16 protein-coding genes are annotated in these 18,966 nt (G+C 71.2%); 11 read left to right on the top strand and 5 right to left on the bottom strand.

Annotation, left to right across the window (positions count from 1 at the left end; genetic code table 11):
- Positions 1–14 precede the first annotated feature (14 nt).
- Together FOH10_RS22790 and FOH10_RS22785 are read right to left on the bottom strand one after the other, a co-directional pair.
- Positions 15–974 carry an alpha/beta hydrolase gene (locus FOH10_RS22790; RefSeq protein ID WP_143982255.1) on the bottom strand — a complete coding sequence of 320 codons (960 nt, stop codon included), beginning with the start codon at positions 972–974 and terminating at the stop codon, positions 15–17.
- Between the two features lie 22 nt (positions 975–996).
- A complete protein-coding gene (locus FOH10_RS22785; RefSeq protein ID WP_039811476.1) occupies positions 997–1,749 on the bottom strand; it encodes a glucose 1-dehydrogenase in 753 nt (250 codons plus the stop codon).
- Between the two features lie 253 nt (positions 1,750–2,002).
- On the opposite strand from FOH10_RS22785, the gene kstD reads away from it, so the two are divergent.
- From kstD to FOH10_RS22770, 3 genes are read left to right on the top strand one after another with little or no spacing between them, the layout of a single operon-like run.
- The gene (kstD, locus tag FOH10_RS22780; protein WP_143982254.1) at positions 2,003–3,682 is read left to right on the top strand and encodes a 3-oxosteroid 1-dehydrogenase; all 1,680 of its coding nucleotides are present in this window, start codon (positions 2,003–2,005) and stop codon (positions 3,680–3,682) included.
- Position 3,683: 1 nt separating this feature from the next.
- Positions 3,684–4,415 (top strand): glucose 1-dehydrogenase, encoded by a 732-nt coding sequence (locus FOH10_RS22775; protein WP_039811373.1) that lies wholly within the window; start codon positions 3,684–3,686, stop codon positions 4,413–4,415.
- A gap of 56 nt (positions 4,416–4,471) precedes the next feature.
- Positions 4,472–5,287, top strand: coding sequence for an SDR family NAD(P)-dependent oxidoreductase (locus FOH10_RS22770; RefSeq protein WP_143982253.1), 816 nt, complete (start codon positions 4,472–4,474; stop codon positions 5,285–5,287).
- 1 nt (position 5,288) lies between these two features.
- Here the strand turns inward: FOH10_RS22770 and FOH10_RS22765 are convergent, their stop codons facing one another.
- Positions 5,289–7,757, bottom strand: coding sequence for a molybdopterin-dependent oxidoreductase (locus tag FOH10_RS22765; RefSeq protein WP_143982252.1), 2,469 nt, complete (start codon positions 7,755–7,757; stop codon positions 5,289–5,291).
- A 129-nt stretch (positions 7,758–7,886) separates the two neighbouring features.
- On the opposite strand from FOH10_RS22765, the gene FOH10_RS22760 reads away from it, so the two are divergent.
- A complete protein-coding gene (locus FOH10_RS22760; RefSeq protein WP_186000557.1) occupies positions 7,887–8,729 on the top strand; it encodes a patatin-like phospholipase family protein in 843 nt (280 codons plus the stop codon).
- 27 nt (positions 8,730–8,756) lie between these two features.
- On the opposite strand, the gene FOH10_RS22755 is transcribed toward FOH10_RS22760, so the two are convergent.
- Positions 8,757–9,092, bottom strand: a complete 336-nt coding sequence (locus FOH10_RS22755) for an ArsR/SmtB family transcription factor (RefSeq protein ID WP_143982250.1) — start codon at positions 9,090–9,092, stop codon at positions 8,757–8,759.
- A 79-nt stretch (positions 9,093–9,171) separates the two neighbouring features.
- Here FOH10_RS22755 and FOH10_RS22750 point away from each other — a divergent pair, with 79 nt between their 5' ends.
- The 5 genes from FOH10_RS22750 to FOH10_RS22730 are packed head-to-tail and all read left to right on the top strand — an operon-like array spanning position 9,172 to position 14,137.
- Positions 9,172–10,779, top strand: a complete 1,608-nt coding sequence (locus FOH10_RS22750; protein ID WP_143982249.1) for an ABC transporter substrate-binding protein — start codon at positions 9,172–9,174, stop codon at positions 10,777–10,779.
- A 50-nt stretch (positions 10,780–10,829) separates the two neighbouring features.
- Positions 10,830–11,783 (top strand): ABC transporter permease, encoded by a 954-nt coding sequence (locus tag FOH10_RS22745; RefSeq protein WP_244962112.1) that lies wholly within the window; start codon positions 10,830–10,832, stop codon positions 11,781–11,783.
- Positions 11,776–12,597, top strand: coding sequence for an ABC transporter permease (locus FOH10_RS22740; RefSeq protein ID WP_143982247.1), 822 nt, complete (start codon positions 11,776–11,778; stop codon positions 12,595–12,597). Before FOH10_RS22745 ends, FOH10_RS22740 begins: the two co-directional genes overlap by 8 nt.
- Complete coding sequence (locus FOH10_RS22735; RefSeq protein ID WP_186000556.1) at positions 12,594–13,505, top strand: ATP-binding cassette domain-containing protein; 912 nt, start codon at positions 12,594–12,596, stop codon at positions 13,503–13,505. Before FOH10_RS22740 ends, FOH10_RS22735 begins: the two co-directional genes overlap by 4 nt.
- Positions 13,505–14,137 (top strand): ABC transporter ATP-binding protein, encoded by a 633-nt coding sequence (locus FOH10_RS22730; RefSeq protein WP_143982246.1) that lies wholly within the window; start codon positions 13,505–13,507, stop codon positions 14,135–14,137. The genes FOH10_RS22735 and FOH10_RS22730 overlap by 1 nt, the downstream gene beginning before the upstream one ends.
- Here FOH10_RS22730 and FOH10_RS22725 read toward each other — a convergent pair.
- Complete coding sequence (locus FOH10_RS22725; RefSeq protein ID WP_244961333.1) at positions 14,123–15,709, bottom strand: FadD3 family acyl-CoA ligase; 1,587 nt, start codon at positions 15,707–15,709, stop codon at positions 14,123–14,125. The two genes, FOH10_RS22730 and FOH10_RS22725, sit on opposite strands and share 15 nt — an antisense overlap.
- A 230-nt stretch (positions 15,710–15,939) precedes the next feature.
- On the opposite strand from FOH10_RS22725, the gene FOH10_RS22720 reads away from it, so the two are divergent.
- Both FOH10_RS22720 and FOH10_RS22715 read left to right on the top strand, forming a co-directional pair.
- Positions 15,940–18,105: a pyruvate, phosphate dikinase gene (locus FOH10_RS22720; protein ID WP_143982245.1), complete on the top strand. Its 2,166-nt coding sequence runs from the start codon at positions 15,940–15,942 to the stop codon at positions 18,103–18,105.
- Positions 18,095–18,928, top strand: coding sequence for a tyrosine-protein phosphatase (locus tag FOH10_RS22715; RefSeq protein ID WP_143982244.1), 834 nt, complete (start codon positions 18,095–18,097; stop codon positions 18,926–18,928). The genes FOH10_RS22720 and FOH10_RS22715 overlap by 11 nt, the downstream gene beginning before the upstream one ends.
- The last annotated feature ends 38 nt before the right edge of the window (positions 18,929–18,966 follow it).

The raw sequence follows: 18,966 nt of genomic DNA, 5'->3' as shown, positions 1-18,966 counted from the left end.
CGGCGGCCTCGGGTCTATCGGGTCACAGGTGCGGTGCGGGTGAGGGCGGTGCGCAGGGCGGCGAAGGCCGCCGCATTGGCGCGTCCGGTCTCCGGGAGGTGCCAGGCCATGGACATGAAGCCGTGGACGGTGCCGTCCCAGCGCTGGATCTCCGTGTCCACCCCGGCCGCGCGCAGGCGGCGGCCGTACGCCTCGCCCTCGTCGCGCAGCGGGTCGAATTCGGCGGTGACGATATGGGCGGGTGGCAGGCCGGACAGGTCGGCGCGGGTCGGGTTGGCGTAGGGGTGGTTCGCGTCGGCGGGGGTGCGCAGATACTGCTGCCAGTACCAGTGCAGGTGGGTGGCGGTGGTGAAGTAGCCCTCGGCGTTGTCGGTGTAGGAGGGGCTGTCGCAGGCCGGGTCGAGCATGGGGTAGAGCAGCAGTTGGAAGGCGATGTCGGGGCCGCCGGTGTCGCGGGCGCGGAGGGCGGCGACGGTGGCGAGATTGCCGCCGGCGCTGTCACCGGCGACGGCGATGCGGGCCGGATCGCCGCCGAGTGCTTCGGCGTGGTCGGCCACCCAGCGCAGGACCGCGTAGGCGTCGTCGGCGGCGGCCGGGAAGCGGGCCTCGGGGGCACGCCGGTAGTCGACCGACACCACGATCACGCCCGCCGCGTCGGCCATGGTCCGGCAGAACCGGTCGTGGCTGTCGAGTCCGCACAGGACGAACCCCCCGCCGTGGTAGAAGACCACGACGGCGGGCACCCGCTCGGCGTGTAGCGGCCGGTACAGCCGGACCGGCACCTCGGGGGCGTCCGGTGGCCCCGGTATCAGCCAATCCTCCACCCCGGCAACGGGTATCGGCTCCACCACCGGCGCGGGCCGGGCGGCCAGGAAGGCCCGCGCCGCGGCGGCGTCGCAGACCTCGGTGCCGAGAGCGGGAAAGGCCGCCGCGGCGGCGTCGACGAAGGATCGCCATTCGGGGGAGAGGGGCATCACGAATTCCTCACCGGGGTCGCTACGGATTCCGCGGGATGAACTTGCCCGCCGCCAGACCCCCGTCCACGGTCACCTCCGCGCCGGTGATGTAGGCCGCCGCGTCGGAGGCGAGGAAGGCCACCAGCTCGGCGACCTCCTCCGGCAGTCCGGTGCGTTCCAGCGGCAGCGTCGGGAAGCTGCCCGGACCGGTGGTCAGATACGGCACCATCGGGGTGGCGATGGGCCCCGGATGCACCGAATTCACGCGGATGCCGACGGGTCCCAGCTCCAGCGCCGCGATCTTGCTGAGTCCGCGCAGCCCCCACTTCGAGGAGCCGTAGGCGGAGTGGTTCATCAGGCCCTCGATCCCGGCCTGGGAGGAGATGTTGACGATGGAGCCGCCGCCCGCCTCGGTCATCGGCCCGACCACCGCCTTGATGCCGTTGAACGCGCCGACCAGGTTCACCCGCAGAATCCGCTCCAGCTCCTCGGTGGAGGTCTCCACGAGCGGTTTCATGGTGTAGATCGCGGCATTGTTCACCAGTACGTCGAGCTTGCCGAAGGTCGAGACGGTCTCACCGACCGCGGTGTTCCAGCTGTCGTTGTCGGTGACGTCGTGGTGCACGAAATGTGCCGCCGCCCCGAGTGATTCGGCTAGCTCCTTACCCTCGGCGGCCAATACGTCGGTGATCACCACCCGCGCCCCGCGTGACGCGAACAGCCGTGCCTCCGCCGCGCCCTGGCCGCGGGCGGCGCCCGTGATGAGCGCGACTTTGCCGTTCAGATCAACCATGTCGTTTCCCTGCTCCATGTCCTTGTGTCCGTCGCGCCGCCACCGCGGTCGGGTGGGGTTATGCCTGTCCGAAATAGTTCTGCACGCATACCCCGTGGTCACGGGGGTGTCCCAGTGGTCGGGACCACATCGTGCCGGGCACCGGGGGCCGCCTTAGCGTCGATCTCACAACCCGCGTCCCCGCCTGCCGTCGTCCCGCCGTGCCACGGCGGCCCGCGCACCGGCTGCGGTAACTGAAAAGGACTCGAGAACTGTGGAATTCGAATTCGATGTGGTCGTGGTCGGCTCCGGCGCGGCCGGGATGACCGCCGCGCTCACCGCCGCCTACCGCGGGCTGTCGGTGACGTTGATCGAGAAGAGTCGCCTGTTCGGCGGCTCGACCGCGCGCTCCGGCGGCGGTATCTGGGTGCCGAACAATCCGGTGCTCCAGGCGGCGGGCGTGCCCGACAGCCCGGAGATGGCCCGCACCTATCTGAAAGCCGTTGTGGGCGACCGCGTTCCGGAGGCCAAGCAGCGGGCTTTCCTGGATCACGGGCCGGAGATGTTCCGCTATCTGGGCGCTCGCTCGCGCTACTGGGAGTTCGTCTACGACCGCGGCTATTCCGACTATCACCCGGAGTTCCCCGGCGGGCTGTCACAGGGCCGCAGTATCGAGCCCGCGCCCATCGACGGGCGGCTGCTGGGCGCGGATCTGCACAAGATCAATCAGCCGACCATGTCCGCGCCCAAGGGCATCGCCATCACGGTCAGCGACTTCCACGACCTCAATATGATCGCCCGCACCTGGGCGGGCAAGAAGACGGCCGTGAAGGTGGGTGCGCGTACCGCGCTGAACCTGCTCAGGGGTGCGCTGCCGCTCAGCCTGGGCAAGGCCCTGGCCGCCCGGCTGTGGCTGTCGCTGCGGGACGCGGGCGTGCCGGTGTGGCTGAGCACGCCGCTCACCGAGGTCGTCACCGAGGGCGGCGCCGTGGTCGGGGTGCGGGCCGAGCACGAGGGTCGCTCCGTCGTCATCCGGGCGCGGCGCGGCGTGGTGCTGGCGGCGGGCGGCTTCGAACACAACCTCGAGATGCGCGAGCAGTACCTGTCCGGACCGCAGTCCACCGACTGGACCGTGGGCGCGACCGAGAACGTCGGGGAGGGCATCGTGGCGGGCCAGAAGGTCGGCGGCGCGGTGGACCTGATGGACGACGCCTGGTGGGGCCCGTCGGTGCGCAATCCCGACGGACCGCCGTTCTTCTGCCTGGCCGAGCGCTCGCAGCCGGGCGCGATCATGGTGAACGACAACGGGGAACGGTTCGTCAACGAATCCGCGCCGTATGTGAACGTGGTGCACCGGATGTACGAGATGGAAGCGGCCGGCACCGGCAGCATCCCGGCGCACTTCATCTTCGACCAGAACTTCCGCGACCGCTACCTGTTCCTCGGCAACTTCCCGAAACGTCCACTGCCGCAGAAGTATTACGACGCGGGCATCATCACCTCGGCCGACACCCTGGCCGAACTCGCCGACAAGATCGGGGTGCCCGCCGACCGGCTCACCGCCACCGTGCGGCGGTTCAACGACTTCGCCCGCGCCGGTCGCGACGAGGATTACGGCCGTGGCGATTCCGCCTACGACCGGTACTACGGCGATCCGACCGTGCGCCCGAACCCGACCCTCGCACCGCTCGAGCGCGGACCGTTCTACGCGGTGGAGATGGTGCCCGGCGACCTCGGCACCAAGGGCGGCCTGGTGACCGACGAGTACGCCCGGGTGCTCGACCACGACGGTGAGCCCATCGCCGGACTCTATGCGGCGGGCAACAATTCGGCCGCCGTCATGGGCAACGACTACGCCGGTGCGGGCGCGACCATCGGGCCCGCCATGGTGTTCGGCTTCATCGCCGCCAATCACCTGGCCGACTCGCGGTCGGCGCGACACGAGGAGAGCTGAGATGGGACGCGTCGACGATAAGCACGTCGTGATCACCGGCGGGGCGCGCGGCATGGGTGCGGCCTTCGCGCGCCGACTCGCGGCCGAGGGCGCGCGGGTGACCATTGCCGATGTGCTGGTCGAGCCGGGGCGGGCGGTGGCGGCCGAAATCGGTGACGCCGCGCTGTTCCTCCCGCTCGACGTGACCGACGAGGGCGACTGGACCACCGTGATCGCCACCGCCGAGGCGCGGTTCGGGCCGGTGTCCGGGCTGGTCAACAACGCGGGCATCGTGCACGTGGACCCCATCGAGAAGCTGTCGGAGGCCGACTACCGCCGGGTCGTCGACGTGAACCAGGTCGGCGTCTTCCTCGGGATGAAGGCGGTGATCGGCTCCATGCGCCGTGCGGGCGTGGGGTCCATCGTGAACATCTCCTCCACCGGGGGGCTCATCGGCTATGCCGATATCCTCGGCTACGTCGCCTCCAAATGGGCGGTGCGCGGGATGACCAAGACGGCGGCGCAGGAGTTGGCCGCCGACAATATCCGGGTCAACTCGGTGCATCCCGGCATCGTCGCCACCGAGATGACGGCGGCGTCGGATCGCTCGCGGTCGATCGCGGCGACGCAGCCCATCGCGCGCCCCGCCACCCCGGAGGAGCTGGCGAATCTGGTGCTGTTCCTCATCTCCGACGAGTCCTCCTACTCCACCGGCGCGGAATTCGTCGCCGACGGCGGCTTCACCACCCAGTAAGACCGGCGCTGTTCCGCCATCGTGCGACTCCGCCACTGCGAGACAAGGACATTCCCATGCAGAGCTTCCACGGCAAGGTCGCCGTCGTCACCGGAGCCGGGGCCGGTATCGGCCGGGCGCTGGCCCTCGAACTGGCCCGCGAGGGGGCGGCGCTCGCGCTGTCGGGGCGCACTCTCGACAGTGTGGCCGAGACCGCCGCCCTGTGCGAGCAGGAGGGGGCGAAGGCCCGCGCCTATCGGCTCGACGTCACCGACCGCGCGGCGGTGTACGCGCACGCCGATGCGGTGGTGGCCGATTTCGGCACGGTGAACCTGGTCGTCAACAACGCCGGTGTCTCGCTGACCGCCAATATCGAGGACGTCACCTGGGAGGACTTCGAGTGGATCTTCGATATCAACTTCTGGGGTACGGCGCACGGCACCAAGGCGTTCCTGCCGCATGTCATCGCCTCGGGTGACGGGCATATCGCCAATGTCTCCAGCATGTTCGGGCTGGTCGCCTGCCCGAGCCAAAGTGGTTACAGCTCATCGAAGTTCGCCATGCGGGCGTTCACCGACGCGCTGCGCCAGGAGATGATCATCGCGGGCCACCGGGTGGGCGTCAGCAGTGTGCACCCGGGCATGATCAAGACCGAGATCGCCTGGAAGGCAAGGGCGTCGGCCAATCGTGATCGCGACGCGCTGGCCTCCAACTTCGACCGGTTGGCCAAGACGTCGCCGGAGCAGTGCGCCCGGACCATCCTGAACGGCATCCGCAAGAACAAGCCGCTCATTCTCATCGGTACCGACGCCAAGGCCATGAACTGGATGCAGCGCCTGCTCGGCTCCGGCTACATGAAGCCGCTGACCGCGCAGATGCGCAAGGAGATCTGACTCAGGCGAGCACCTCGATGCGCGCCGGAACGTACTTGTGCCACGGCGTTCCGGCGATCGGGTCGCGGTGGTGCAGGGAGGTGAGCTCGTTCGGAGCCACGCCCGCGCGCCGACCGTCGTCATCGGTGCCGAGACCGTTGGGCAGGGTGATATTGCCGGGTCGGACGGTATCGGTCACCTCGACCACGGCCGGGGCCGCTCCCGCCTCGGTGACCACGCGCACCCGGTCGCCGGTGTCGACGCCGAGCCGCCGCGCGTCCTCGGGGTTCACCCGCAGCGCGCCGTCGGCGTCGCGGCGTCGCCAGGCCGGATCGCGGAAAATCGTGTTGGCGGTGAAGGATCGGCGCTCACCGGCCGCCAGGACGAACGGGTAGTCGGGATCGGCCCGGTCCGGCGCGTCGGCCAGTTCTCCGAAAGCCGCCAGCAGTTCCGGGATCTCGAGGGTGAAGCGGCGATCCGGGCGGCGGACGTAGTTCCAGGTGTCGGACCATTCGTCGACCGTGAACGTGATGCCCGAGCGGCCGTGCAGGATGGCCTCGAAAAGCTGCTCCCCGGCGGCCAATCCGGGACCGCGGTACCCGGCGCGGCCGACCCCGGCGGGATTGCCCAGGGCGCACAGGTGCGCGATGCCCCACAGCACGGCCGCCCCGCGCAACTCCGCGGGCAGGGTCGGGCCGAGGGTTTCGTAGAGCACGTACGGCGCCAGCCGCATCAGCGTCGGATCGGCGGCGACGGCACTGAAGAAGGCCAGCGCGAAGGCGTGGCGTCCGGCGTGGGCGGCGGTACGCAGCCGCGCGAGGGTGGTCTGTGGGACGGCGTCGAGCGCGGTGAGCAGGCGCGCGTAGATCTCCGGCTCCGGCAGCGTGCCCGTCAGCGGCGGCAGCAGCGGGGCGCGCAGCTGGAAGGTGTTGTGCGGGAACTCGAAATTGAAGAAGGTGGCCTCGCACTTCTCGAACTGGCTGGCCGCGGGGAGCACGTAGTGCGCGTGCCGGGCGGTTTCGGTGAAGGCCACATCGACCACGACCACCAGGTCGAGGGCGTCCAGTGCGGCCCGGAAGGTTTTCGAATCCGCCAGGGAGTGTGCGGGATTCACGCTGTCGATCCACATGGCGCGGAAGCGGTCGGGGTGATCGGTGAGGATCTCCTCGGCGATGGAGTTGCACGGCACCAGGCCCGCGATGATGCGCGCGCCGGTGACCGGGGTGCGGCGCGCACCGCCGGGCTGGCTGACCCCGCCCGCGCCGCCCAGCAGGCCACCGGCCATGGGGGCGACCGCGGTCACCAGTTTCTCGGCGGCGGTGTCGGCGAGTTTCGCACCGGCGGGCAGGGCGGTGAGTGCGCCGAGGGTGGCCGACAGCGTGGTCGCGCCGAGCGGAACGGCGCGGGTGGCGGCGGTGCCGAGGGTCTTGCGCGCCCGGTCCGGCAATGACGGCGGCCGGGTGCGTGCGGTGCGTGGGGGAGCGGCGCTGCCCGCCACGGCGGCCAGCACCGAGTGCAGGGCCATGGTGCCCGGCTTGCCGAAATTGCCGGTGAGGATCCACAGCAGCTTGTTGAGGTACGACGACAGGGTGGAGTGCGGGGCCTGCTGGATGCCGAGGTCCTCGTAGGTGGCGACGGATTCGCCGGTGCCGATGGCGCGCGCGGCGGCGCGGATCAGCTCCTCGTCGACCCCGCAGCGGCGGGAGAACTCGGGCACGTCAACGGTTTTCAGCTGCGCGAGCACGGCGTCGGCGCCCGTGGTGTGTGCGTCGAGGAAGTCGTGGTCGAGCAGGTCCTCCTGCACCAGCACGCCGAGCAGCGCGCCCAGGCAGTAGGCGTCGGTGCCGGGCGCGACCTGGAGGTGGATGTCGGCGAGTTCGGCGGTCTCGGTGCGGCGCGGGTCGATGACGATCATGGTGCGGTCCGGATCGGCGGCGATCTGCCGCAGCACCGGCCTGGCCCGCGCGAAACTGTGGGACTGCCAAGGGTTCTTGCCCACGAACACGACCACCCGGGCGTGTTCGAAATCGCCCTTGGTGTGGCCGCCGTAGAGCTTGCCGTCCACCCACATCTCGCCGGTCTTCTCCTGCGCCAGCGCATTGGAGTAGTACTTCGCGCCGACCGCGGCCTGGAGCGCCTGCGCGTAGCTGCCGCCCAGGTGATTGCCCTGTCCGCCACCGCCGTAGAAGAAGATCTTGTCGCCGCCGTGGGTGTCGCGCACCGCGCTGAGCCGGGCGGCGATCTCGGTGACGGCGGTATCCCAGTCGATCTCGGTGTAGCTGCCGTCGGGTTCGCGCCGCAGCGGGCGGGTCAGGCGGTGCGGATAACTCTGGTAGTAGTCCAGCCGCAGCGCCTTCTCGCAGGTGTAGCCCCCGGAGGCGACGTGCTCCTTATCGCCGCGGATGCGGGCCAGCCGCCGACCCTCGACCTCGATCTCCAGCCCGCAGTTGCATTCGCACAGGATGCACGCCGTCTTTCGCGCCGATGCCATGACGGTCTCCTCCTCGGTGAACGGACAGAACGTTCCTTCGTAGACGCATGATTGCAGTATAACGATCGGTATACAAGGGCGATGGGCAAACGCCCCGGTCGGCGGCGGTTGTTCGGTACCGTGGGATCCATGGCTGGACCGGTGTCGCCCAAGGGATCTCGCATCGCACTCGTACTGGGCGGGGGAGGACCCGTGGGTATCTCGTGGCTCGCCGGATTGGCGGTCGGGTTGCGTGAGGCGGGTATCGACCTGGGGCTCGCCGATCGGTTCGTGGGCACCTCGGCGGGTGCGGTGGTGGGCACCGTGCTCGCGGCCGGTGCCGACCCCATCCGCCTGCTGACCCCGCCGCCCGCGGACGCGCCGCCGCTGCGAGCGGATCCGGCGCGGCTGGGGGAGATCTTCGCGATCATGACCGAACCCGGAATCGCCCCGAAGGACGCCCGCCGCAAGATCGGCGCGCTGGCCATGGCGGCGGACGTCGGTGCGCCCGGAGTGCACATCGACCGCATGCGCGCCGTGGTCGGCATCGACGACTGGCCCGACCGCGATATCGTGCTCACCGCCATCGACGCCCACTCCGGCGACCTGCGCACCTGGACCCCCGGCGACGCGGCGACCCTGCCCGAGGCCCTTGCCGCCACCACATCGGTTCCCGGTGTGCTCCCGCCCATCCCCATCGACGGCCGCACCTACATCGACGGGGGCCTGCGCTCCACCGTCAACGCCGATCTGGCCCTGCCCGCGGACGTCGTCGTCATCCTCGAACCCCTGGCGCACATGTTCCCCCGCACCCGCGCCGACCGCGACCTCGGCTCCGCCCGCGAGATCTCCGTCGTCCCCGACGCCACCGCCGTCGCCGCCTTCGGGCCCGACGTCTTCGCCGTCGCCGCCCTCACCCCCGCCTTCGAATCCGGCGTCCGCCAATCCGCCGACGCCGCCACGTCGCTCAAAGACGTCTGGCCCGCCCGCTGACAGGTGTCGCGCAGCTGCGCGGTGGCGTCAGTCGTGGGTCGCGCCGATGTTGTGCAGCACCTCGTGGATGATCGGATCGTCGAGGTGGTTGGCGACCGCGCGGCCCATGCGGGTGGAGGTGATGAAGTTCTCGTGCCGCAGGACCCGCAGCGCCTGGGAGATCGAGTTCTCGGTGCGGCCGGTGGCGGCGGCGAGTTCGCCCACGGTGATGCCGGGGCAGCGGTGCAGGCAGAGCAGGATCTCCAGGCGGCCGGGATCGGAGAGCAGGTCGAAGCGGCGCGCCCAGGCGCGAATGTCCACGCCGCGCAGCGCCAGTTGTCCGCGCTGAACCGGTGACCCCTTCGTTGACCGCGGTTCTCCCATGGCCCTCACGGTAGTCGCGTCGGAACGCCAGGCCCTATTATCTGTTCACCTGAACAGGTGAACAGTTGAAAGGCTCTCGATGAGGATTGGCTCCCGGACGTCGCGCAGCGTCGGTGTCCTGCTCGCACTGACCGCCGCGCTGTCGGCGTGCGGTGCGCCGACGACCACCGACGACGGGTCGCTGGTCCTCGCCGACGGATACGAACTCGGCGGCTACAACCCGATCGCCGGATACGGCGCGGCGGGCGAGGCCAAGATGTACGACGGGCTGCTGCGGCTGCGCGGCGGCCCCGGGCTGCCGGAGTTCGATCCGGCGCTGGCGATCGCGCCGCCGGTCGCCGCCGCCGACGCCACGGTGTGGACCGTCGATCTGCGGCCGGGGGTGAAGTTCAGCGACGGAACGGATTTCGACGCCGCCGATGTGGTGGCCACCTACCGCGCCGTTCTCGACCCCGCCTCCGCCTCCGAGGTGCGCTCCTCCTACGAGATGATCGAGCGCGTCGACGCCGTCGACTCCGATACCGTGCGCTTCACCCTGCGCTACCCCTACGCCGCGTTCCCCACCAAGCTGCTCATCGGCATCGTGCCGTCGGAGGCGGTCGCCACCCCGGGCCCGGCCGCCGAATCCCCGCTCAACACCGCCCCCGTCGGCACCGGGCCGTACCGCCTGACCGAACTGACCCCGGAACGCGCGGTGCTGGTCGCGCACGAGGACTACTGGGACGGCCCGCCCGCGGTGCGGAAGGTCACGCTGGTCTACGTCCCCGACGACAACACCCGCGCGCAGCGCATGGCCGCCGGTGAACTCGACGGCACCACGCTGCCACCGCTGCTGGCCCGCACCTTCGCCGACCGCGCCGGAATGACGGTGTCCGCCAACACCTCCGCCGACTGGCGCGGCGTCTCGCTGCCCTCGGGACATCCGGTGACGGGCGACCCCGCCGTTCGCAGGGCGCTCAATCTGGCGGTGGACCGCCGCGCCGTCATCGACAATGTGCTCGGCGGCTACGGCCGCCCGGCCTATACGCCGATTCCCGAGGTGTACGGCGAAGCCCACAATCCCGCGGCGACATTCGACTTCGACCGGGAGCGGGCCGCGGCACTGCTGGACGCGGCCGGGTGGCGACCGGGACCGGACGGCATCCGCGTGCGGGACGGTCAGCGGGCCGCGTTCACGGTCATGTACAAGTCCACCGACACCCTGCGCCGCGATCTGGCGCAGGCGTTCGCCTCCGATGCCCGCCGCATCGGCATCGAGGTGGATCTGGAAGGGTTGTCCTGGGATCGGATCGAGCCGCGGGTGGAACGCGACGCCATTCTGCTCGGCGGCGGGGACGAACCCTACGATCCGGATACGCAGGCGTACAAGACGCTGCACTCGGCCTACCTGGACCCGGCCGTGGGCAGCGTCTACGACAATGCCAGCCGCCACGCCGACCCCGCCGTCGACGCCGCCCTCGACCGGGCCCGCCGCAGCACCGATCCGGCCGTCCGCGCCGCCGCGTACCGCGACGTGCAGAGCGCCTACATCGCCGACCCGAGCTATGTGTTCCTGGCCTTCCTCGACCACACCTACGTGACCAGGGATTCGAACTGGGTGATGTCGGGCCCCGTGCTGGAACCGCATACGCACGGCGTCGCATGGGGACCCTGGTGGTCCCTGCACACCTGGACGCGGCGCCCGTGACCTCGGTGACGCCGCGGCGCAGCCGGTTTCGGGACCGGGGGCTGCCCCGAATGATCGGCTTCCGGCTGCTCACACTGATCCCGGTGCTGGCGGCGGTGGCGGCCGGACTCTTCGCGGCCGCCGCGTATTCGCCCTTCGATCCGCTGGCGGGCTATCTGGGCAATCGCTACGAGACCACCTCGGAAGCCGACAAGGCGCTGCTGGCACGGGAATTGGGCCTCGACACCCCCTGGTACCAGCTGCTCGGCCGCTGGTTCGGCCGCGTGCTCACCGGTGACCTGGGCATGTCCCGAGGTTACGGTCAGCCGGTGAGTCAGGTGGTGGCCGAACGCATTCCGTGGACCGTGCTGCTGGTCGGCGTCTCGCTCACCGTGGCCGTTCTCGTCGCGGTGACGCTCGGCGCGTGGACCGGGATGCGGCGCGGCGGCCTGGTGGACCGGGCGGTCAGCACCGCCTGCGTGGTGGTGCAGGGGCTGCCGCCGTTCGTGCTGGCCCTGGCCGCCATCGGGATCTTCGCCGTCGGCACCGGCTGGCTGCCGCCCGCCGGACTCACCGACGCCGGCGCCGACCCCGATGTGGCGCAGGTGCTCCGGCATCTGGTGCTGCCCGCGTCGGCGCTCGCGCTGTCGCAGCTGCCCTGGCTGCTGCTGGCGGTGCGGGAATCGGTGTCGCACAACCGGAGTGAGGACTTCGTCGCCGGAGCCATGGCGCGCGGCGTGGACGCGGCCACCATCGCCCGCCGCCACATCCTGCCCATGTCGCTGGCTCCGTTCGTGACCATCCTGGGCGTGCGGCTGCCCGAACTCGTGGTGGGCGCGGTGCTGGTGGAGGAGATCTTCTCGTGGCCGGGCATCGCGGGCGCGTTCGTCGACTCGGCCACCGATCTGGATATGCCGCTGCTGGCCCTGCTCACCGTGGGCACCACGGCCGCGGTCATGCTCGGCTCGCTGCTCGCCGACATCGCCTGTGTACTGCTGGATCCGCGGGTGCGTGCCGATGGCTGACCGACGTTTCCGCATCGCGGCCGCCGTCCTCGTCGCGGTCGCGGCCTATGCGCTGCTGGTGCCGTGGCTGTTCGGCATCGACGACCGGCTCACCGACTTCGCGGCGGCCCGTCGGGCGCCGTCGGGCGCGCACTGGTTCGGCACCGACGCCGCCGGACGTGACCTGTTCGTGCGGGTGGCCGCCGCCATCCGCGTCTCACTGCTGGTGGCGGCGGCCTCGGCGCTGCTGGCCACGGTGCTCGGCACGCTGGTCGGCACCGCGTCCGCGCTGGCGGGTGGCTGGGTGGACCGGCTGGTCATGCGTGTCGCCGACACCACCAACGCGCTGCCGCATCTGCTGTTGGGCATCGTCATCGTGGCGCTGTTCCGCGGCAGCGTGCCCGCCGTGGTGCTGTCCATCGCGCTCACGCACTGGGTGCAGGTCGCCCGCGTGGTACGCGCGGAGACACTGAGCGTGCGCGAACACGACTACCTCGCCGCCGCCCGGCTCGCCGGTGCCGGACCCGGGTATCTGCTGCTGCGGCACGTGCTGCCCGCCGTCTCGCCGCAGGCGTTGATCGCGGTGGTGCTGTTGCTGCCGCATGCGGTGTGGCACGAATCCACGCTGTCGTTCCTGGGTTTCGGTCTGCCGCCGCACGCGCCGAGTCTGGGCACCCTGCTGGAGGAGGCGCGCTCCTCACTGCTGCTGGGCGGCTGGTGGACGCTGGCGTTCCCGGCCGGCGTGCTGGTCGTCACCACGGTGGCGGTGGCGGTCGCCGGATCGGCGCTGCGCGCCAGGCTCATTCCCCCGAAACCCGCGAGGCTGCTGTCATGACCCTGGTCGATCCCGTCCTGCGCGCCGGACTCGCCATCGCGGCGCTCACGGTGCGCATCCCGCTGCCCCGAAGGCGCGTCGTGCACGCGGCCACCGACGTGACGCTCGACGTTCCGCGCGGCCGGGTGACCGCCCTGGTCGGCGAATCCGGTTGCGGCAAATCGGTGGTCGCCGGTGCGGTGCTGGGTCTGCTGCCGCCGCACGCCGAGATCGGCGGGGTCATCCGCGTCCCGGCCGGGGACCGGCAGCTCGATGTGCGCACCACCGACGAGCCCTACCGGGGTCGGCATGTGGGACTGGTACCGCAGTCCCCGGCAACGCATTTCACCCCGGTGCGCACCGTCGGGGCGCAGCTCCTCGAGACGCTCGACCGGCTCGGCTCCCCGCACGGCTGCGCCGACCTGGCCGAGCGCGTCGGCTTCCCGATCGAGGCGTTGGACCGCTATCCGCACGAACTGTCCGGCGGTATGGCGCAGCGCGCCGCCGTCGCCGCCGCACTGGCCGGTGATCCGGAGACGATCGTCGCCGACGAACCCACCTCCGGACTGGATCGCGACCGCACCGACCACGTGCTGCGCCTGCTGCGCGAATGCGCCGACCACGGTGCGGCGGTCCTGCTCATCACCCACGATCTGGCCGCGCTCATCCGCACCGGAATCGCCGACACTCTGGCGGTCATGTACGCCTCCCACCTGATGGAGACCGGACCGGCCGCGGAACTGCTCGACGATCCGTGGCACGAGTACACGCGGGATCTGCTGGCGGCGCTGCCCGCGCGCGGACTGCGGCCGCTGCCGCATCCCAGCCCGGAGCTGACCGACCTGACCGTCGAACGCTGCCACTACCTCGGTGGACCGACGACCCTCACCGCGCGGGGACCGCGCCTGCTGCGCGAACGGAGCCGGTGATGCTGGCGGCCACCGCGGTGAGCGCGGGATACCGGCGCGGTGACACCGTGCTCGACGCGGTGGACTTCGCCGTCGCACCCGGGGAGGTGGTCGGCCTGGCGGGGGTATCGGGTTCCGGGAAAACCACTCTCGTGCGCGTCCTGGCGGGCCTGGTGGCACCGCGCTCCGGCGTGGTCACCCTCGACGGGCAACCGTTGCCGCGCGCGCTGCGGGGTGCGGTCGGCGTCGTCTTCCAATCTCCGCGCACGGCGGCCGATCCGCGCTTCACCCTCGCGCGGATCATCGGTGAACCGGCCCGCATCCGCGGGGAACGCGACCCCGATGTCACCGCGCTCGCCGGGGCGGTCGGGCTGACACCGGATCTGCTGGAGCGCCGCCCGCACGAGGTCAGCGACGGCCAGTTGCAGCGCGCGTGCGTGGCGCGCGCCCTGGCGCAGCGGCCGCGCTACCTGCTGTGCGACGAGGCCACCGCCATGCTGGACGCGGCGACCACGGCGGCCATCGTGCGGCTGCTCATGGACCGTGCCGCCGCCGACGGCATCGGGGTGCTGGTGGTATCGCACGACGGGGAACTGCTCGACGCCTGCTGCACGCGGGTGGCGACCATCGAGTCCGGATCACTCCGGTCGTGAGGCCGGTGCGCGCAGCAGGTTCTTCATCACCTTGCCGCCGGTATTGCGGGGCAGCGCGTCGGTGAACGTGATCTCGCGCGGCACCTTGTATCCGGCCAGCCGGGTGCGTGCCCATCCCAGGATGGCGTCGGCATCGGCGGTGGCCGGGTCGGTGGGCACCACCACCGCCCGCCCCACCTCGCCCAGCCGGGGGTCCGGGATGCCGACCACCGCCACATCGCGAATTCCGGGATGTCCCAGCAGGGTTCGCTCGATCTCGGCGGGATAGGCGTTGAAGCCGCCGACGATGAACACATCCTTCAGGCGGTCGGTGATGCGCAGGTAGCCGTCCGCGTCCAGGGTGCCGACATCCCCGGTGTGCAGCCAGCCGTCGGTGTCGATGGCGGCGGCGGTGGCCTCCCGGTCGTCGAGGTAGCCGCGCATGACATTCGGTCCGCGCACGGTGATCTCGCCCGGCACGCCCGCCGCGACGGGTGCGCCGTCGCGGTCCACCAGGCGAATCTCGGTGTCGAGGACGGCCTTTCCCACCGTGGTCGCCGCCAGTTCGGCGGGTGCGTCGGGCGGGCAGACGGTGATCACGCCGATGGATTCGGTGAGGCCGTAGGCCGTATAGACGTGCGGCACACCGAGTTCGGAGCGAATGCGCTCGACCAGTTCGGTGGGGATGGGCGCGCCGCCGGTTCCGGCCAGCCGCAGCGAGCTCAGGTCGCGGCCGGTGCGGTCGCGGCGCAGCAGGTCGGTGAACAGGGTGGGCGCGCCCGCGAGCATGGTGACGCGTTCGCGCGCGATGAGATCGAGCACCGCATCGGCGTCGAAGCGGGGGACCGGGATCATGGTGGCGGCGCGCAGCAGGCAGGCGATGATGCCCGCCTTGTACCCGAAGGTGTGCGAGAACGGATTGACCAGCAGACAGCGGTCGCCGTGCCGCAGTGTGACCGCGTCGGCCCAGCGGTCGAACACCTCCAGGGTCTGCCGGTGGGTGGCGAGCACGCCCTTGGGCGCCCCGGTGGTGCCGGAGGTGAACAGGATGTCGGAGATCGCGTGCGCGTCGACGGCGGCCGCCCGCGCGCGGGCCGCGGCAGCCGGTGTCCCCGAGCCGGATTCGAGGAATGAGCGCCATTCCCCGGCGGCGCTCATATCCACCGTCCTCCGCAGGGTCGGCAGCACCCGGCCCGACTCCGCCAGCAGCCGCGGATAGTCGTTGCCCAGGAAGCCGCGCACGGTGAACAGCGCCCGCGCCCGGGCGCGCGCCAGGATCTCCGCCGTCTCCACTCCGGTCAACCGGGTGTTGATCGGCACCAGCACCGCACCCGCTCCGAGCAGTCCCAGCGCGGTGACGATCCAGCGCGCGCCATTGGGAGCCCAGATCCCCACCCGGTCGCCGGGTCCGAGCCCGCTCGCCATGGCCGCCCGCGTCACCTCGAGGGCATGGTCCGCCAGTTCGGCGTAGGTCATCCGGCCGTCGGGCCCGGCGATGGCGAGCACGTCCGGGAACTGTTGTGCCCGGTCCGCGAGGAGCGCGGGAATACTCGTCAGCCGCGTATCGCCCATGGACTCGTCCCGCCGATCCATGCGCCCATCCTGCCGCACCACCCCGCCCGCCACGCCCGATTCGTCGGATGAGTCCCGTTCACCGGGGTCGATCCGCCGCGACCGGCGGACCGCCACCGCGGCAGCGCCGGTTCCGCTCAACGAGATCGGGTTGGAGAACCGCGTCGCCGACCCGGCACGCTCGGTACATGACGCCCGGACGGGAGGCACGGGGCGCGGTGCGCAGGAATCCACACGATCGAAGGAGTGATATGACCGCGGGAGCGGAGCTTGCCCAGCGACCGGATGTGGTGGCCGACGCGGCGACCGTCGTCGAACTCGACGGCCGCTGCGGGCTGTCGCGGGAGCGGATCGGCGGCAAGGCGTGGAGCATCGACCACATGCGGGCACTGGGGCTGCCGGTGCCGCCCGCCTTCGTGATCACCACCGACGGCTGGGCCGACTACCGCCGCCGCGGTGGCATCGCCGCGGAGATCTGGGCGCAGGTGCGCGCGGGGATCGCCATGATCGAACGCGGCACCGGCCGCGGCTTCGGCGGCACCGCGCGCCCGCTGCTGGTGTCGGTGCGCTCCGGCGCGGCGGTCAGCATGCCCGGCATGATGGACACCGTCCTCAATCTCGGTATGACCGACGCGGTGCGGCGGGCGCTGGCCGAGGAATCCGGGAATCCGGCCTACGCCGACGACACGTGGCGGCGCTTCCTCGCCCAGTACCGGGAGACGGTGCTCGGCGACGAGCACGGCGTGGTGCCGGATGATCCGTGGGAGCAGTTGCGCGGCGCGATCGAGGCGGTGTTCCGCTCCTGGGATTCCCCGCGCGCCAAGACCTATCGGCGCAATCGCGGTGTGGCCGACACGCTCGGCACCGCGGTCACCGTGCAGGCCATGGTCTTCGGCAATCTCGACGACCTGTCCGGCACCGGAGTGCTGTTCAGCCGCAACCCCAATACCGGCGACGGCCCGGCCTACGGGGAGTGGCTGGTCGGCGGGCAGGGCGAGGACGTGGTCTCCGGCCGCACCACGCCGCGCCCGCTCGACGAGCTGGCCGCCACCCAGCCGCGCGTGCACGAGCGATTGCTCGCCGCCGCGGCGCAGCTGGAACGCGACGGCCGCGATATCCAGGACATCGAGTTCACCGTGGAGTCCGGCGCCCTGTGGCTGTTGCAGTCGCGCCCGGCCAAACGTTCCGCCCGGGCCGCCGTGCGGGCCGCGGTCGCCATGGTCGACGAGGGGATGATCGGGGCACGGCAGGCGCTGGATCGGATCACTCCCGATCAGGTGCGGGAGGTGCTGCGTCCCGCCTCCGGCGACACCACCGGGCAGCAGCCCCTGGCGCACGGCGAATCCGCCTGTCCGGGACTGGCTTCCGGCCTGGTCGTCACCGATCCGGACGAGGCCGAGGCCCGCGCCCAGGCGGGGGAGGCGGTGATCCTGGTGCGCCCCACCACCAGTCCCGACGACCTGCACGGCATGATCGCCGCCCGCGCCGTCGTCACCGAACTGGGCGGCACCACCTCCCATGCGGCGCTGGTCAGCCGGGAACTGGGCCGCCCGTGCGTGGTCGGTTGCGGTTCCGGCGTGGTGGCGGCGTTGGCCGGGCGCACCGTCACCGTGGACGGGGGTGCCGGTGTGGTGTGGCCGGGCGAGGTCGCCGGAAAACCGGTCGAGGCGGATATTCTCGCCGATGTCGCGCAGCTCGCCACGTGGGCGGGCACCGCGCCCGACGGCCTGGCGGCACACCTCGAAGCGCGGGCGAGCGCACCGGAAACGACTGCCCGGCAGTCCGATTCGACCGAGGTGTTGCCGTTCACCGAACTCGAGCTGCTGCGTCTGGTGGGAATCAAGGGCCGGGTGAATGCCGAGGGCCTCGCCGCCAGCCTGGCCGCCGGGGTGGACGAGATCACCGCCCGCTGTGCGGATCTGGTCACGGCGGGCCTGTGCGCCACCACCCCCGCGGGCTTCCGGCTCACTTCGGACGGCCGTCCGCGCCTGGAGCGGCTGTTGGCCGATGAACGCGAAACCGTCGACCACGCCGCGATTTCGGCCGCCTACGACGAATTCTGTGTCCACAACCAGGATGTGAAGCTCATCATCACCGACTGGCAGATGAAGGACGCCGATACCGTCAACGACCACGCCGACGCCGACTACGACGCCGCCGTCCTGGCCCGGCTCACCGACGCCCACCGGCGGCTGCGTCCACTGATCGGGCGACTCGGCGACATCGCGCCGCGGCTGGGCCGCTACGCCGACCGCCTGGACCGTGCGCTGGAGCGCATCGACGCCGGTGACCACACCTGGGTGGCCCGCCCGATCATGGACAGCTACCACACGGTGTGGTTCGAACTGCACGAGGACCTGATCGGACTGTGCGGTCGCAACCGCGCCGAGGAGGCGGCGGCCGGTCGTGCCCACTGACACCCCGGTGACCGGTCCGGCACAGCACGAGAACTCCGCACCCGGCGTCTCCGCGCGCTACCCCGACACCGGGCGGCGGTGGGTGGAGTTCGCCCAGATCGACAACCTGCGGGATCTGGGCGGACTCCCCGTCATCGGCGGCGGCACGACGCGTTTCGGTGTGCTCTACCGCTCCAGCACGCTCCAGCAGGCCACCGCCGCCGATATCGAGTTGCTGCTCGGGGAGCTCGGTCTGCGCACGGTCGTCGACCTGCGCCTGCCCGACGAGGTCGAGCGGGAGGGTTACGGCCCGATCGCCACCGCGGCCGTCACCATCGCGAATCTGCCCATCCGCAAATCACCGCGATCCTCGCTGGCCGCACGTGATCTCGTACCCGACAGGACCCGGGTGGATCTGGTGGAACTGTACGGCCAGCTGTTGCGCGGCAGCCCGGAGCACATCGTCGAGACCGTGCGCCTGCTCATCGACGCGGACCGGCGGTCGTTGCTGTTCCACTGCGCCGCGGGCAAGGATCGCACCGGGGTGCTGGCGGCGGTGCTGCTCGATGCCGTCGGTGTGACGCCCGAGGCCATCGCCCACGACTACGCGCTCACCAACGAGCGCATGGCCCGGGTCCGCGAGCGGCTCGACGCGCTGCCGTCCTATACGGGGCTGCCACCGGTCAGCACCGGCATCCTCGCCGTCGAGCCGGAGGTGATGCTCCGCTTCCTGGAGCGGATGCGCGCCGACTACGGTGGCGCGGCGAAATGGTTGCTGGCCAACGGGCTTTCGGCGGCCGAACTCGATCGACTGCGGGATACGCTGGTGGTGTCACCGATGTGACACCATCCGGTCGACTCGTCGCCGGACGGCCCCCGGCG

This window comes from Nocardia otitidiscaviarum, from assembly GCF_007362295.1.
Classification (GTDB): domain Bacteria; phylum Actinomycetota; class Actinomycetes; order Mycobacteriales; family Mycobacteriaceae; genus Nocardia; species Nocardia otitidiscaviarum.
The sequence above is the reverse complement of the archived record's forward strand: the minus strand, read 5'-3'. Positions and strand labels throughout refer to the sequence as shown.